This is a genomic window from Herbiconiux ginsengi (genome assembly GCF_900107435.1).
GTDB lineage: Bacteria > Actinomycetota > Actinomycetes > Actinomycetales > Microbacteriaceae > Herbiconiux > Herbiconiux ginsengi.
In genome coordinates this window covers 414,939-431,355 of record NZ_FNPZ01000004.1, presented here as the reverse complement: position 1 = coordinate 431,355, position 16,417 = coordinate 414,939, and the positions used below count along the sequence as shown (strand labels likewise).

General features: G+C 70.7%; 11 protein-coding genes. 2 read left to right on the top strand and 9 right to left on the bottom strand.

The window, feature by feature from the left end:
* Window positions 1-79: 79 nt before the first annotated feature.
* The 4 genes from BLW00_RS18360 to BLW00_RS18345 form a co-directional block, all read right to left on the bottom strand.
* Entirely contained in the window at window positions 80-2,578 is a 2,499-nt protein-coding gene (locus BLW00_RS18360) for a ComEC/Rec2 family competence protein (RefSeq protein ID WP_092556896.1), read from the bottom strand.
* 3 nt (window positions 2,579-2,581) lie between these two features.
* Window positions 2,582-3,391 carry a helix-hairpin-helix domain-containing protein gene (locus BLW00_RS18355; protein WP_092556894.1) on the bottom strand — a complete coding sequence of 270 codons (810 nt, stop codon included), beginning with the start codon at window positions 3,389-3,391 and terminating at the stop codon, window positions 2,582-2,584.
* Between the two features lie 62 nt (window positions 3,392-3,453).
* Complete coding sequence (leuS, locus tag BLW00_RS18350; RefSeq protein WP_245741670.1) at window positions 3,454-6,048, bottom strand: leucine--tRNA ligase; 2,595 nt, start codon at window positions 6,046-6,048, stop codon at window positions 3,454-3,456.
* A 106-nt stretch (window positions 6,049-6,154) separates the two neighbouring features.
* Complete coding sequence (locus BLW00_RS18345) at window positions 6,155-7,717, bottom strand: anthranilate synthase component I family protein (protein WP_092556892.1); 1,563 nt, start codon at window positions 7,715-7,717, stop codon at window positions 6,155-6,157.
* A gap of 53 nt (window positions 7,718-7,770) precedes the next feature.
* On the opposite strand from BLW00_RS18345, the gene BLW00_RS18340 reads away from it, so the two are divergent.
* Window positions 7,771-8,685: an aminotransferase class IV gene (locus BLW00_RS18340; protein ID WP_092556890.1), complete on the top strand. Its 915-nt coding sequence runs from the start codon at window positions 7,771-7,773 to the stop codon at window positions 8,683-8,685.
* A gap of 86 nt (window positions 8,686-8,771) precedes the next feature.
* Here the strand turns inward: BLW00_RS18340 and cydC are convergent, their stop codons facing one another.
* Genes cydC through BLW00_RS18320 form a run of 4 tightly spaced genes read right to left on the bottom strand, consistent with a single transcriptional unit; the run spans window position 8,772 to window position 14,666 of the window.
* Entirely contained in the window at window positions 8,772-10,427 is a 1,656-nt protein-coding gene (gene cydC / locus BLW00_RS18335; RefSeq protein ID WP_092556888.1) for a thiol reductant ABC exporter subunit CydC, read from the bottom strand.
* A complete protein-coding gene (gene cydD, locus BLW00_RS18330; protein WP_092556886.1) occupies window positions 10,424-12,211 on the bottom strand; it encodes a thiol reductant ABC exporter subunit CydD in 1,788 nt (595 codons plus the stop codon). The genes cydC and cydD overlap by 4 nt, the downstream gene beginning before the upstream one ends.
* A gap of 4 nt (window positions 12,212-12,215) precedes the next feature.
* Window positions 12,216-13,244 (bottom strand): cytochrome d ubiquinol oxidase subunit II, encoded by a 1,029-nt coding sequence (cydB, locus tag BLW00_RS18325; RefSeq protein WP_092556884.1) that lies wholly within the window; start codon window positions 13,242-13,244, stop codon window positions 12,216-12,218.
* A gap of 9 nt (window positions 13,245-13,253) precedes the next feature.
* A complete protein-coding gene (locus BLW00_RS18320; protein WP_092556882.1) occupies window positions 13,254-14,666 on the bottom strand; it encodes a cytochrome ubiquinol oxidase subunit I in 1,413 nt (470 codons plus the stop codon).
* A gap of 117 nt (window positions 14,667-14,783) precedes the next feature.
* Here BLW00_RS18320 and BLW00_RS18315 point away from each other — a divergent pair, with 117 nt between their 5' ends.
* Complete coding sequence (locus BLW00_RS18315) at window positions 14,784-15,464, top strand: DedA family protein (protein ID WP_092556880.1); 681 nt, start codon at window positions 14,784-14,786, stop codon at window positions 15,462-15,464.
* 13 nt (window positions 15,465-15,477) lie between these two features.
* Here BLW00_RS18315 and BLW00_RS18310 read toward each other — a convergent pair whose 3' ends face one another.
* Entirely contained in the window at window positions 15,478-16,413 is a 936-nt protein-coding gene (locus tag BLW00_RS18310; RefSeq protein ID WP_092556878.1) for an ABC transporter substrate-binding protein, read from the bottom strand.
* Window positions 16,414-16,417 lie beyond the last annotated feature (4 nt).

Genomic DNA, 16,417 nt, shown 5'->3' with positions numbered 1-16,417 from the left:
CGGCGTGCCCGCCGAGACGTCGCTTTCCGCGCCATACGACGCCGCATCGCGCGGAAAGCGACGTCTCGTGATTGCGGTGCTAGGGCGGCACGGGCTTCTCGGTCCAGATCGAGAGGGCGGCGGAGGTGCCGGCCACCACGATCAGGCCCCCGAGGTCGGTGCGGAAGGCGCCTGTACCGACCCGGCCGAGGATGCCGAGGAGCCGGTCGGTGGGATGGCCGTAGCTGTTTCCGGCGCCCACGGAGATGAGTCCGGCGACGGCGCGGATGTCGCCGTAGAGTCGTTCGCTCTGGTCGGCACTGCCGTGGTGCGCGACCTTCACCACGTCGACGTGGCCGATCCGGTTGGCCGCACGCACCGCATCCTGAGCCTGTTCACCCAGGTCGCCGAGGAAGAGCAGCCGCATCGGGCCGGTGAACAGCACCGTGACACTCGCCTCGTTGCCCGAAAGAGGGGCGCCCGCGCGCGGCCACAGGATGTCCCAGCGGTAGTCGCCGAGGGCGCCGCTCTGACCACGGGCGGCGTCGGCCACCTGGGCACCGCCGTCTCGCAGGTCGGTGAGGAGCCGCTCGTCGGCCGGCCCGTCAGTGGGGCCGACGAGCGCCACGTCGACGCGGCCGATCACGGCGGCGAGGCCGCCGACGTGATCGCGGTCGTAGTGCGTCAGCACGAGCAGGTCGATGCGTTGCACGTGCATCTGCTCGAGACAGTCGGTGAGCGGCTGCGGATCGGGACCCACGTCGACCAGGGCGATGCGGTCGCGGCTGTGCACCAGCACGGCGTCGCCCTGACCGATGTCGCAGGCGGCCACCTGCCACTCGCCCGGAACCGCCGCGGTGCGGGCGAGCGCGGCGCCGGTGACCGCACCGATCCCGACCACGACGGCCATGGCGGCCAGCAGGCCGGCGAAAGGCGCGAGCCGCGGATGACGGCGCCCCGCGAGAACCGCGACCAGGAACAGCAGGGTGAACACGACCGCCGCAGCGGCTGCCACTGCTCCGTCGGCGACCGGGATGGCCGCGAACGGCGCGCTCGCGAAGAAGCGCGCGACCGCCGCGATCCAGGCCGACGGCGCCCAGGGCAGCCAGGCCGCTGCGGAGCCGAGGACCGGAGCGACGACCCCGAGGAGACAGACGACGAGTCCGAGCACGCTCACCGCGGCGGCAGCGGGCTCGGCGAGGATGTTCGCCGGCAGGGTGTACGGCGTGATCTGCGGCGCCAGCAGGAACAGCACGGGCTGGCAGGCCAGCTGCGCGGCCACCGGCACCGCGACGGCCAGTGCGAGCCACCGGGGCAGGAATCGTTCGCCCACGGATGCGAGAGGCCGGGTGAGCAGCAGGAGGCCGCCGGTCGCGAGCACCGAGAGCGCGAATCCGGCGCTGCGGGCCAGCCACGGATCCAGCGCGAGCAGCACGACCACCGAGAGGCACAGCGGCGGCATCCCGCTCGACGGGCGCCCGGCAGCCAGTGCGATCAACACGATCGCCGCCATCGTGGCCGCGCGGAGCACGCTGGGCTCCGGGGTGACCAGCACGACGAAGAGGGCGAGCACGAGGATCGACACGGCGACCCGGATGCGCCGCCGGAGTCCGAGCGCCCCGCCGACCAGCATCACGGCCGACACGACGATCGCGCAGTTGGCACCGGAGACGGCGGTCAGATGGGTGAGCCCGCTCACCGTCATGGCGTCGTGGAGAGCGGGGCTGACGCCGCTGTCGTCGCCGATGGCGAGACCGACGAGGAGGTCGGCGCCGTCGCCCGGGAGGCCGGCCGTCGTGTGCCGGAAGCCTGTGCGCACACCGTCGGCCCAGGCGACGTACCAGGGCGGTCCGCGGTCGGCCCGCGGACCGTCGCGCGCGAAGAGCAGGAATTCGTGCGATTCCCCCGGCGGCAGAGGCGTCAGAGTGCCGTGCACGCGGAAGGACGCCCCGATCGGGAGCCGCATCCCGTGGGCGACGGTCGCGAAGACGAGCGTCGGCGCGCGGGCCTGGGTGCGGGTGCCGGCCGCGTCGAAGGTCTCGAGCACCGCATCCACGGTCACCCGTTGCCCGTCGGCGTCGGTGCCGAAGGCGGCGCTCGCCGCCGGCTCGGCCACGCCGGTCACGGTGACGACGGCTTCGCCGGCCCGCGAGCGGCCGCCTTCGAGGCCAGGGGGATGCCGCAGGTGCCCCAGGGCGAACGCCGAGGTGCACACGAGTGCGACCGCGGCCGCCGCGAGAACCATGCCGGGCAGCACACCGCCGCGGTATCGACGCGTGCGGCCGGCGACGCGCGGCGCGCGGTGGGACGCGCGCTGCCGTGCGTCGGCCGCAGTGTTTCGGAGAAGGGGCTGGGACGCGGCAGGCGCGGCTGAGGCCGAGTTCGTCCTGCCGCTGCCGGTGCGCTCGGCCGCACCCCGGGTGCGGGGCCACGACGAACCGCGTCGCCGCGCGCGAACGAGGAGAAACAAGGTCGCGGCGGCCGTCGCGCCCCACGCGACGACGACTGCCGACGCCGCGAGGGCCGGTGCGCCCACCAGGAGCCAGGATGCCGCCCAGGCTGCCGCAGCGGGGAGGGCCAGGCGGAGGTCGGCGCGCATCGGTCAGACCGTGACCAGATCGCGCAGACCTTCGAAGGTCTTGTCGCCGATGCCCGTCACCTGGAGCAGGTCGTCGACCGAGCTGAAGGGGCCGTTGTCGGTGCGCCAGGCGATGATGCGGGCAGCCATGGCCGGACCGATGCGGGGCAGACCGTCGAGCTCCAGTTCGGTCGCAGCGTTGAGGTTGACCTTCGCACCGGGGGCGCCCGCGGCACCGGCGCCTCCCCCGCCGGCGACCGCGCCGGCCCCGCTCCCGGCATCGCCGCCGACCGCGGCAGCGGGCGGCGCCTCGCCCACGGCGAACACCCGGAGCTGCTCGCCATCGGTCAACGGCCGCGCCAGATTCACCGACGCCTGATCGGCCTGCTCCGTGAATCCGCCGGCCGCCGCCACCGCGTCGACGACCCGCGCGCCTTCGTCGAGTTCGTAGACACCGGGCGACGCCACGGCGCCCAGCACGTGCACGAGCAGCACCGCACCCGTGGCGTCAGCGCCGGCTTCCGGCTCGGGAGGAGCCGCACGATGGGACGGACCCGAGGCCGGTGACGGGGCGCCCGCTCCGGCCGATTGCGACCCGCCCGCCGCATCTCCACCGGAACCGAGCGTGGTGGCCGCTCCGACCGGCGAGAGCGCGGTGATGAGAACCGACGCCACGAGCCCCACCACCACGAGCACCACCGCGGCTCCGATGCCGACCCGCACCCGAACCGAGGGCCCGGCCGCGGCGCCGGGCGGCTCCAGACCGTGCTCGTCGCCGCCGGGCTCCGGCCCGCGCGCCGACGCCCCGCGATGCGATCCGAACCCAGCTTCCATGCGGCAAGGCTAGGAACCCGGATCGCCTCACGGGGCGCGGAGACGACTTCTGTGGAGAACTTCTAGGAGGCCGGCTTTGTGACGAAGTTGACCAGTCGCGGGGCCCGCGCCACCACGGTCACGACCTCGCGGTCGCCGATCGACCGCGCCACCGAAGGCAGGGCACGCGCGGCCTCCTCGAGCGCCGCGCCGTCGATCTTCGGCGACACCTCGATACGGTCGCGCACCTTGCCGTCGACCTGCACGACCGCCGTGACGGTCTCCTCGGTCAGCAGTGACGCATCCGCACCCCGCCAGCCGTAGTTCGCGATCGAAGGCTCGTAGCCGAGCCGCGCCCACATGTCCTCGGCCGTGTACGGCGCGAACAGCGAGAGTCCGAGAGCGACCGTCTCCACCGCCTCGCGCACCGCAGGGTCGCCACCGCCGGGGCCGGAGTCGATCGCCTTGCGGGCCGCGTTCACGAGCTCCATCAGGCGCGCGACGACCACGTTGAACTTGAACGACTCGATGAGGCCCGGGGCCTCGGCCAAGAACTTGTGCGTCACGCGCCGCAGCGCGCGGTCGCCGTCGCGCCAGTTGACCTCGGGAGACGACGTCACGTCGCCCACCAGCCGCCAGGCCCGGGCGAGGAACTTCGCCGAGCCGGCCGGGGAGACATCCGCCCAATCGATGTCGTCTTCGGGCGGGCCGGCGAACGCCATCGTGAGGCGCACCGCGTCGACGCCGTGCTCGTCGAGCTGGTCGGAGAGGCGAACCAGGTTGCCCTTCGACTTCGACATGGCCGATCCGTCCATCAGCACCATGCCCTGGTTGAGCAGCGCGCTGAACGGCTCTGTGAATGAGACGTAGCCGAGGTCGAACAGCACCTTCGTGATGAACCGGGCGTAGAGCAGGTGCAGGATGGCGTGGGTCACCCCTCCGACGTACTGATCGACCGGCGCCCACTTGTCGACCTCGCGCGGGTCGAAGGCCTTGGTCTCGTCGTTCGGCGAGAGGAAGCGCAGGAAGTACCACGAGCTGTCGACGAAGGTGTCCATGGTGTCGGCGTCGCGCAGTGCGGGCGACCCATCCACCGGGTTCGGCACATTCACCCAGTCCTCGGCCCCGCCGAGCGGCGAGGTGCCCTTCGGGGTGAGGTTCAGCCCCTCGGTCGGCGGCAGCAGCACGGGCAGCTGGTCTTCGGGCACCGGGTACTCCGCGCCGTCCGCTCCGTGGATGATCGGGATCGGCGTGCCCCAGTAGCGCTGGCGCGAGATCAGCCAGTCGCGCAGACGGTAGTTCTTGGCCGGGCGGCCGGTGCCCGCCGACTCCAGGATCTCGATGATCTTGCGGATCGCGTTCGACTTCGACAGCCCGTCGAGCGGCCCGGAGTTGATCAGCCGCCCCTCTCCGGCCAGCGCGAGGCCGGTCTTGGCGGGGTTGATCTCGTTGATGTCGCTCGGCCAGTCATCGGGCAGCTCGTCGCCCTGCAGCACCGGGATGGCCCCGGTCACCGGCTGCAGCGTGTCGACCACGATGCGGATCGGCAGATCGAAGGCGCGCGCGAAGTCGAGGTCGCGCTGGTCGTGCGCGGGCACGGCCATGACCGCGCCGTGACCGTAGTCGGCCAGCACGTAGTCGGCGGCCCAGATCGGCAGCCGCTCCCCGTTCACCGGGTTGATCGCGTAGCGCTCGAGGAAGATGCCGGTCTTCGGACGATCGGTGGCCTGGCGCTCGGTCTCCGACGACTTCTGCACGTCGGCCAGGTAGGTGGCGAATCGTCTCCGCACGTCGTCGGAGGGACCCGACGCCACGAGATCCTGAGCCAGGTCGGAGTCGGGGGCGACCACCATGAAGGTCGCGCCGTAGAGCGTGTCGGGTCGCGTCGTGAACACGGTGACGGGCTCGTCGCGCCCCTCGATGGTGAAGTCGACGTCGGCGCCGATGGAGCGGCCGATCCAGTTGCGCTGCATCGCGATGACCTTCGCGGGCCAGGAGCCCTCGAGCTGCCGCAGGTCGTCGAGCAGGCGATCGGCGTAGTCGGTGATGCGGAAGTACCACTGGGTCAGCTTCTTCTTCACCACGACCGCGCCGGAGCGCTCCGAGGTGCCGTCGGGCAGCACCTGCTCGTTGGCGAGCACGGTCTGGTCCACCGGGTCCCAGTTCACCCAGCTGGCCTTGCGGTAGGCCAGCCCCTTCTCGTACATCTTGAGGAACAGCCACTGGTTCCACTTGTAGTACTCGGGGTCGGAGGTGTGCAGCACGCGATCCCAGTCAAAGGAGGTCGCGTAGCGCTTCATGCTCGTGCGCTGCTGCTCGATGTTGTCGTAGGTCCACTCGCGCGGGTCGAGGCCGCGCTTGATGGCGGCGTTCTCGGCGGGCAGGCCGAACGAGTCCCAGCCGATCGGGTGCAGCACGTTGAAGCCCTGCTGGCGCCAGTAACGCGCGATCACGTCGCCCAGGGCGTAGGCCTCGGCGTGACCCATGTGGAGGTCACCCGAGGGGTAGGGGAACATGTCGAGCACGTACTTGCGCGGGCGCTTGTCGCCCTCGATGTCGCTCTGGTAGGGCTTCAGGTCTTCCCAGATCGGCATCCACTTGTCCTGGATGGCCTGGAAGTCGTAGCGCTCGGCGTCGTCGTGCGACGCGCCGGTGGCGGAAGGGTTCTCGATGACCACGTGACTCTCATTCGTTGCTGTGCGCAGGCGACCACCGGTAGCGGCGGCGATGCCAGAGGTGGACGGCTCGGGGCGGCGCGCCCGGGCGCACCAAGGAACAACAGTACTAAAGGTTGTCGTCTTCCCGGCGTGAGCGCGGTTCCGGAGCCTTCGCCCCGAGCACCGCGAGCAGTGCCGCCGCCTTCACACGGGTCTCCTCCACCTCGTCCGCGGCGTCCGAGAGCGCGGTGATGCCCCCTCCGGAGCCGACGGATGCGCGACCGGGCGTGAGCACGATGCTGCGGATCACCATGGCCAGGTCGATCGACCCGTCGAACGAGAGGTAGCCGAAGGCGCCCGAGTAGATGCCGCGCGGGGCGCCCTCGAGGGCCGCCAGGTGCATCATGGCGCTGCGCTTGGGAGCGCCGGTCATCGAGCCGGCCGGGAAGCAGGCGGCGACGGCATCCGGCCCGGTCACGCCCTCGGCGAGCGTGCCCTCCACCGTGCTGACCAGTTGATGCACTTGCCGGTAGCTCTCCACCTCGAGCAGCGACGTCACTCGCACGGTGCCGACGGCGCAGACACGGGAGAGGTCGTTGCGCATCAGATCGACGATCATCAGGTTCTCAGCGCGCTCCTTCTCGCTCGCAGCGAGTTCGGCGCGCAGCAGGGCGTCTTCGACCGGACCGGCGCCGCGCGGACGCGTGCCTTTGATCGGACGGGTGATGACGCGGCGCTCGGGCGTGACGGCGAGGAACTGCTCGGGCGAGGTGCTGAGAAGGGTCGTGTCGCCGGCACGGAGATAGCCGCCGTGATGACTGGGGCTCGCGGCTCGGAGGCGCAGGTAGGTCTCGAGCGGGTCGGGCTCGCTGCCGGGCGCGTAGTCGAGGCCGAACTCGTTCGTGAGGCACAGCTGGTAGGCGTCGCCGCGCTCGATGACGCGTTTGCACTCCTCGACGAGATGCGCGTAGGCGTCGTAGTCGTGACGCACCGTGGCGACGCGGAGAGGGGCGGATGCGACGGGGGCGGTGGCCTCGATTGCGGCGTCGGGGGCGGTGGCGGGCCTGGCGGCGTCGGGGGCGCTCGCGGTCGTGGCATCGACGGGGGTGGCGGCGCCCGCCGGGGTAGCGGCTCCGGCAGCGTCGGCGAGCGCGATCTCCGCGGCCGCCTCGAGGGCTGCGGCGGTCTCGGCGAACCAGGCCTCGGCATCCGGAGCCGCGAGCGCGAGGAGGGTGACGGCGCCCGTGGCATGGTCGAACTCCACGGCCCGGTCGACCCGCAGGAAGACGGCCACCGGATGCGCGGGGTGCGGCACGCGACCCGCCCGCTCCTCGTCGAGGGTGCCGAGCTCGTAGGCCAGCCAGCCCACCCAGCCGAGGCGGAAGGCGGGCTCGCCCCGCGCATCCGTGCCGCCTGCCGCGGGGCCGGAGAGAGCGGCAGCGGCATCGTCGATCGCGGGGTCGGCTCCGTCGCTCGCGCCGGCACCCACCTCGCCGAGGCCCGCCACGACGTCGGCCCAGGACCGCCAGCGCCGCACGTCGTCAGAGGCACCGAGATAACTCATGCCGCTACCGGCATGTACCCCGCTGTCGAGCCAGAACGCGTTCGGAGCGCCGCCGTGGAGCGCGCGGAACGCGACGGCCGGGTCGAGCTCGACGTCCAGCCTTCGCCGCAGGAGCGTCAGGGGCATTGCACTAGCGTAGGACGTGGCGCAGATCGTGGCGCGACGAAGGAGGACCGACCGTGCTGGAGGCTCCTGCGACGTTCGTCTGGGCCGGCGGCGCCTTGGTCGAACAGGCCCTGCGGCCGCATGACGAACTGCTGGTGGCCGACTCCTGGTACGTCTCCGACTCCGGGCGCGCTCGAGCGATCGACGCGCATCGCGAGCGGTTCCTGGCGAGCGTCGACGAGTCGGCGGGCGGGGTCGCAGCGGGCGACGCCGAGGCGTTCTGGGGGGCGGCGATCGCTCGGTTGAGGGCAATCCGTACGGGGGCGCTCTTCCCCCGGGTGGAACTGGCACGGATCGCGGGCATCAGCGGCGCGGTACCGACGACGAGCGGCGGACGGCTGCCCGACGGCGACACATCACGATCACGGGGGGCATCCGATCGCCCTGGCGACACCTCGGGCGTGGGAGCGGCGGCCGCGACGCCCGACTACGAACTGCGGCTGCGCGTGCGCGCGGCGCCACGCTTGCGAGAGACCGCGGTGCTCAGCACGTACGAGGGCCCCGACCCGCGGCGCGTGCCCCGCGTGAAGGGACCCGACCTCGAGCGCCTTCTCGCCCTCCGCGCGACCGCGCAGGAGAACGGCGCCGACGAGGTGGCGCTGCTGCATGACGGATACGTCGTCGACGGATCGAGCTCGGCGCTGCTCTGGTGGCGCGGCGAGACGCTCGTGGCGCCGGCGAGCGACCTCGCCCGGGTGCCGAGCGTGACCGCTCGGAGCATCCGCCTGATCGCCACCGCCACCGGCACCCGCGTCGTGGAGGAGCGGGCGCGTCCCGCCGATCTCGAGGGCTGCGAACTCTGGATCGTGAGCGCATTGCACGGCATCACCGTGGTCGAGGTCTGGATCGACGGCCCCGTGCTCGAGGTGCGGCCCTCGCGCGCGGCCACGTGGCGCAAGCGCCTCGACGCCCTCTCCCGCCCCCTGTGACACCCGGTGCGTTCGCCGGGTAGCGCGAATTGGGCGAGAAGCCGAGCAAGGTTCCCCATTCGGGCTACCCGGCCGCGGCGAAGGGGTTACCCGAGGGTGAGGGTGCGCGTGACGAGGTGCGCGGGCACGGGGGTGTGCGAGATGAGCACGACGGCGCGCGCGGAGTCGGCCGCCGCTGCGAGCAGGTCGGCGACGAGCGCGTCGGCGTGGTCGGGGTCGACGTTCGCGGTGGGCTCGTCGAGCACGAGCACCGGGAACCCGGCCAGCAAGGCCCGCGCCAGCGCCAGGCGCTGCGCCTGTCCGCCCGAGACGAGCGCGCCCCGCTCCCCCACCCGCGCGGTGAGCCCGCCGCGCGACCGCACCCAGTCGCCGAGCCCCACCCGCTCGAGCACGTCGAGCAGCTCGTCGTCGGTGGCCGTGTCACGGGCGAAGAGCAGGTTCTGCCGGATGTCGTCGTCGAAGAGGTAGGGCCTCTGCTCGCAGAGCCCGATCACGCGGCGCACCTCGTCTTGCGGCAGCTCGCGCACGTCCACGCCGTTCACGGAGAACTCGCCCCGGAAGTCGAGGAACCGCACGAGCACGTGCGCGAGGGTCGTCTTGCCCGAACCGCTCGGCCCGCGAACCAGCACCCGGTCGCCGGGCGCGAGGTCGACGGATGCGCCGGCGAGGGCATCCGTCGACGACCCGGGCCACCGGGCCGAGACGTCACGCAAGCGCACGGTCACCGGGCCTGGCGGCACCTCGCGGCGAGCCGACACCACCTCTGCAGGATCGACGGGCACCCCCTCCGGCACGGCATCGGGAACGACGGATGCGATGCGTTCGGCACTCGCCGACACCTGCCGCCAGGCGCCCCAGGCCAGCGGGATCATGCCGAACACCTCGAACGCCGCCATCGGCACGAGCGCGATCACGGCGAGCGCCGGCCCCTCGAATCCGCCCTGCCCGAGCGATGGGATGCCGAGCAACAGCACCACGACCGTCACGGCCCCGGCGATCAACGAGACGAGCGCCGTGGTGGCGCCCGCCCCCGCGGAGCGACGCACGAGCGCCGAGGTGAGTCGCGCATCCGTCTCGGCGAGCGAGGCACGGGCCGTGGGGGCCGCTCCGTAGGCGACGAGGGTGTCGAGCGAGCCGAGGTAGTCGGCCAGGTCGGCCTGGTAGCGGCCGCGGAGACCGGCGAGCGCACGTTCGGCCCGGCCCGAGACCCAGGAGTTCACGGCCGTTCCGAGCAGCGCGGCGAGCACCAGGCCGATGAGCAGAACGAGCCCCGCGGCCGGGAGGAGGAGCCACACCACGATCACGATCGCGACCGCCGTCAACCCGGAGACCACGAGCGGCTGCACCACCCGCAGGGGGAAGTTCTGCTGCTCATCGACGTCGGACACGAGCCGGGTGAGGAGGTCGCCGCGCCGGCTGCGGCCGAGCCCGTCGGGGCTCACGGGCACGAGCCGCTCGTAGACGCCGACGCGCAGTTCGGGCATCGTGGCGAAGGCGGCGTCGTGGCTGGCCAGTCGCTCGACGTAGCGGAACGCCGCGCGTCCGAGCGCGAACGCCCGCACCGCCACCATCGCGGCGGAGAGGTAGAGGATGGGCGGCTGCTCGGCGGCCTTGGTGATGAGGTAGGCGCTCGTTGCGAGCAGACCGACGGCGCAGAGGGCGCTGATCAGCCCGAGCACGACCCCGGGCACGAACCGTCGCAGCCGCGGTTGGGCGAGCCGGATGACCTCCCCACGCTTCACGAGCGCACCGCCGGATGTCCGGGCTGCTCGCCGACGCCGTCGACCGTCGGCTCCGCCACCGTCGCCGCGCTCGCGGGCTCCGACGCCGGCGGAGACGACACGGGGCGGGACGCGGGCGCAGACACCGACACGTGCGTCCCGGGTCGCGAGGCGTCGAGCAGGACCTCGTGGTCGGCCGCGGCGATGACCGCCGGGCGGTGACTGACCACGACGACCGCGCGTCCCTCGTCGGCGAGCGATCGAAGGGCCTGGATGACCGCGGCCTCGGTCGACTCGTCGAGCGCTGAGGTGGGTTCGTCGAACACCACGACCGCGCAGTCGAAACGTCGCGCGCGATAGACGGCGCGGGCTGCTGCGACGCGTTGCGCCTGGCCGCCGGAGAGCCCGCCACCGCGCGGATCGACGGCGGTCGCCAGGGCGATGGACTCCCCGCCCACCACATCGAGCGCATCCCGTGCAAGGTACTCGTCGGGCGCGGGGTCGCCGAGCGCGACGTTCTCGGCGACGGTGCCGGGCAGCAGCACCGCACCTTGACCCGCCCACGACAGCCACGGCCTCGGCACCGGGTCGGCGTTCGCAGCTCTCCCGTCGACGAGGATCTCCCCCGATGCCGGCACGTAGCCGAGCAGCGCCGCCACGAGCGACGACTTGCCGCTCCCGGATGCGCCGGTGACAGCGGTCACCTCGCCCGCCGGGAACCGCGCATCCAGGGCCGCGAAGGCCACGCTCTCCCCGTACCGGACGCCCAGGCCCCGCACTTCGACCCCGCCCGCCGATGTGGGAGGGCTGGGGCTGAACGGGACGGAGGAACCGACCGCGGGAGCAGACGCGTCACCCGCGTCGAGGATGGCGAAGACGTCGTCGGCCGCCGCGACGCCGTCGGCCGCGGCGTGGAACTGCGCTCCCACGTTGCGCACCGGCAGGAACGCCTCGGGAGCCAGCAGCAGCACGAACAGCCCCACCGACAGCCCGAGCGAGCCGTCGATCAGGCGCACCCCGATCGACACGGCCACCAGCGCCACCGACAGGCTCGCCGCGAGCTCCAGGGCGAAACCGGAGAGGAAGGACACCCGCAGCACCTTCATGGTCTGCGAGCGGTAGTCGTCGGTGACCGAGCGGATGCGTGCCGCCTGCCGGTGCTGCCGACCGAAGATCTTCAGCGTCGCCAGACCGCCGACCACGTCGAGAAACGCGGTGGAGAGCCGCCCGAGCTTCTCCCACTGCTTCGACTGCACCGATTGCGTGGCCCAGCCGATCAGGATCATGAACACCGGGATGAGCGGCAGCGTGACCGCGACGGTGAGCCCGGAGATCCAGTCCTGCGACCAGATCACGAGCACCAGAACGGGAGTCGCGATCGCGGTGAGCACCAGCTGAGGCAGGTACTTCGCGAAGTAGGTGTCGAGCGCATCCAGCCCCGGGCCCACGGTCACCCCGACCGAGGTCGAGTTGCGCGCACCGAGCCAGGCGGGGCCGAGCCGCGTCACCGCATCCAGCACCCGCCCGCGGAGTTCGCTCTTCACGACCGCTGCCCCCCGAGCCGAGTTCACCTCCGAGCCCCACGACAGCACGAAGCGCAGCACGACGACGCCGGCCAGCCCCGCGAGGAGGGGGGCGAGCGCCGCGACCGACGCACCCGCGATCGCCTGCACGATCAGCTGCGTCACGAGCAGCGAGAACGCGACCACGACCGCCGTCTGCAGCAGGGCGAGCACCCCGCCGACGGCGAAGAACACGCGCGCCGCGGAGGCGTACTTCAGGAGTCGCGGATCGACGGGGCGCACGACTCTAGTGTGCCTCCTCCGCGCCACCGACCGGAGCCTCGACCGGGATCTGCGCTCGGCTCACCCGCTTGCGGAAGATCCAATAGGTGAACGCCTGGTAGGCCAGGATGAGCGGCAGGAAGATCAGCGCGACCCACGTCATGATCGTGAGGGTGTACTCCGACGACGAGGCGTTGGTGATGGTGAGGCTGTTGGCGAGGTCGTTGGAGGCCGGCATCACGTCGGGGAACAGGGCGAAGAACAGGCTCAGCACCGCGACCCCGATGGTGGCCGCCATGAGCCCGAACGAGAGACCTTCACGGCCCCGCGCGTTCGCGAGCACGGCACCGATGAGGGTCACCGCCGCGACCGCGGAGAGGAGGACGGATGCGAGGGTGCCGTAGGCGAGCGAGGTCCAGAGCAGGAACGCGGCGGCGACCACGATGGTGACCACACCGGCGCGGGTCGCGAGCCTGCGTGCGCGGGCCCGGATGTCGCCGTCGGTCTTCAGCGACACGAACACGACGCCGTGGGTGAAGAACAGCAGCAGCGTGGTCAGTCCGCCGAGGAGGGCGTAGGGGTTGAGGAGGTCGAAGAAGGTGCCGATGTAGTTGTGGCCCTCGTCGAGCGGCACACCGCGCACGATGTTGGCGAAGGCGACCCCCCAGAGCAGGGCGGGCACGGCGGAGCCGATCACGATCATCCGGTCGAACCGCCGCTTCCACGCCGCCTCCGGCCGTTGGTGCCGGTACTCGAAGGAGACACCGCGGAGGATCAGAGCGAGCAGGATGAGCAGCAGCGGCAGGTAGAAGCCGCTGAACAGCGTGGCGTACCACTCCGGGAAGGCAGCGAACAACGACGCCCCCGCCACGATCACCCAGGTCTCGTTGAGGTCCCAGACGGGGCCGATGGTGTTGATGAGCACGCGGCGGTCGGTGTCGTCACGGCCGAGGAAGGGCAGCGACATCCCGACGCCGAAGTCGAAGCCGTCGAGCACGAAGTAGCCGACGAACAAGAAGCCGACGATACAGAACCACAGGATTGTCAGGTCCATCATGTCTCCCTAGTAGACCGTGGCCTCGTGCCGGACGTCGCCCGACTCGGGATCGGGTTCCGGCGCGTCATCCGGCCCCTTCTGAATGGCCTTCTTGATGAGCTTGAACTCGACCACGGCGAGGGTGCCGTAGATCGCGGTGAACGCGATCAGCGAGATCAGCACGTCGAGGCCCGTGATGCCGGGCGACACCGCATCCGAGGTCTTCAGCAGGCTGAACACGATCCACGGCTGCCGGCCCATCTCGGTGAAGATCCAGCCCACGATCATGGCGCCGAGCGAGAGCGGGAAGGCCCAGATGGCCACTCGCCAGAGCCAGCGCCAGCGGGGCGACCGGCCCTTGCGGGTCAGCCACAGACCCACGAGCGCGATCAGCACGTGCAGCATGCCGAGGCCGATCATCCAGCGGAAGGCCCAGTAGGTGACCCAGATGGTGGGCGTGTAGTCGCCCGGGCCGTAGAGCTGCACGTACTGCGCCTGCAGGTCGTTGATGCCCTCGACCGTTCCGTCGAAGGTGTGCGTCGACAGGAAGGAGAGGAGATACGGCACCCGGATCGAGAACAATTCGTGCACACCGTCGGGCGTGCCGAGAGTGAAGATCGAGAAGGATGCGTCGGCGCCGGTGGACGTTCGATAGAGCGCTTCGGCCGCTGCCATCTTCATCGGCTGCGTCTCGACCATGGCTAGACCCAGTTGGTCTCCTGACAGCACCGTCAGCGCGCCGGCGATCACCATCATCCAGAGCCCGAACTTCAGCGCGGGACGCATGGTCTCGAGGTGCTGGTTGCGGTAGAGGTGCCAGGCGGCGGCCGCGATGATGAGGCCCGCCGTCACCATAAAGCAGGCGAAGATCGTGTGCGGGAAGGCCGCCACCGCCACCTTGTTCGTGAGCAGCGCCCCGATGTCGGTGAGTTCGGCCCGGCCCTTGGCCTCGTTGATGTCGTAGCCGACCGGGTTCTGCATGAACGCGTTCGCGGCGATGATGAAGTACGCCGAGAGGATGCTGCCCAGCGCCGTGACCCAGATGGTGGCGAGGTGCAGCTTCTTGGGCAGTTTGTCCCAGCCGAAGATCCACAACCCGATGAACGTCGCCTCGAGGAAGAACGCCAGCAGGCCCTCGAGTGCGAGCGGCGCACCGAACACGTCGCCCACGAAGCGCGAGTAGTCGCTCCAGTTCATGCCGAACTGGAACTCCTGCACGATGCCCGTCACCACACCCATGGCGAAGTTGATCAAGAAGATCTTGCCGAAGAAGCGGGTGAGTTGGAGGTAATGAGCCTTGCCGGTGCGCACCCAGGCCGTCTGGAAGATCGCGGTCGTGGTGGCCAGTCCGATCGTGAGGGGCACGAACAGGAAGTGGTAGATCGTCGTCAACCCGAATTGCCAGCGGGAGAGCAAGAGCGGGTCGAGTAATTCGTTCACGAGGAACTCCTTGCGTCAGCACCGATCCTAGCCTGCTTGTATACAAGCATCCAAACCCATCGGGGAATCCTCCGGAAGACCCGCTAGGGTTGCTGGCATGCCCTGTGGAATACAGCGATGAACGAGGTGCTGTCCTGGCTGCTGGATACCGTGCAGTCGGTAGATCCCCTGGTCCGGACCCTATTGGCGGGAGTCGCGATCCTGCTCGAGACGAGTATCCTGATCGGCCTCGTGGTGCCCGGCGACACGGTGGTGCTGGTGGCCTCGACCGCCGTCGACGGTCCACTTGAATACATCTCCCTCGTGGCAGTGGTGATCGTCGGCGCGCTCTGCGGCGAGAGCATCGGGTTCGCGATCGGCCGCTGGTTCGGGCCGAAACTGCGCGCCAGCCGGCTGGGGCGACGGATCGGCGAGAAGAACTGGGTGCGCGCCGAGACGTATCTCGCCAAGCGCGGCGGCATCGCCGTGTTCCTGTCGCGGTTCATCCCGGTGCTGCACTCGCTCATCCCGCTCACGGTCGGCATGAGCCCGATGCGCTACCGCCGCTTCATGACCTGGACGGTGCCGGCCTGCATCCTCTGGGCCTTCGCCTACGTCTCGGTCGGCGCCTTCGCGGCCGGCTCCTACCGCGAGCTCTCCCGCGACCTGCACTGGGCCGGTTACGCCTTCGTCGCCATCATCGCCCTGTTCGTCGCGCTGGTCTTCGTGGCCAAGAAGCTGATCAATCGGGCCGAGTCCCGCCACATGCAAGAAGCCCCGCCCTCCCCCACCGAGGTGGAGGGCGACGGGGCTCCCTGAAGCGCGAACGTGTCTAGAACAAGTTCACTTTGTCCAGCCAGTTCTTCGCGATCGTGTCGGCCGACTCCTGGTCGTTGACGCTCTGTGAGTTGAGGTCGACCAGGTCTTCCGCGGTGAGTGCCGCGCTGACCTTGTTGATCACCTCGGTGACCTCCGGGGTCGCCGCGTCGGTGTTGATCAGCGGCACGACGTTCGAGGCCAGGAAGAGGCCCTTCGGGTCGGCCAGCGTCACGAGACCCGAGGTCTTGATGTTCGGGTCGGCGCTGTAGATGTTCACCAGCTGCACCGTGTTGTCTTTGAGCGCCTGGATGGTGAGCGGTCCGCCCGAGTCCTCGATCGGCGTGAAGCCGACGGTGACGTCGTAGGTGCTCTTCAGCCCGTCGGGGCCGTAGGGGCGGGTCTGCAGCTCGGAGTTGCCGCCCAGGGTGAGCGGGGTGGTGACCTTCGACAGGTCGGCCAGGCTGGTCACGCCGTTGGCCTCGGAGAACTCCTTGGTGACGTTGTAGGAGTCCTGGTCGGTGGCGGGCGACTGGTCGAGAACCTCGAGGCCCTCGGGCAGCGCGCCGGCGAGGGCCGCGTAGACGTCGTCGCTGGTCTTGGCCGTGGTGTCGGGCTCGTAGTACTGCAGCAGGTTGCCGGTGTACTCCGGGAAGAGCTGCACTTCGCCGCTCTCGAGCGCCGGCAGGTAGGCGTCGCGCTGACCGATGTTGAACTGGCGCGTCACCTCGATGTCATTGGCTTCGAGCGCCTGAGCATAGATCTCGGCGATGATCTCGTTGGAGTAGTAGGCCTGCGACCCGATCACGATCGGTCCGGAGGCGGCGTCGCTCGAGCCCGACGTCGACGTGGTGTCGAGCGGATCGCTTGACGCACACCCTGCCAGTGCCACCACCGCACTGACCGCGACTAGCCCACTGACGAGCCGGCCTTTCTTGATTGCTGTGAACATGTGA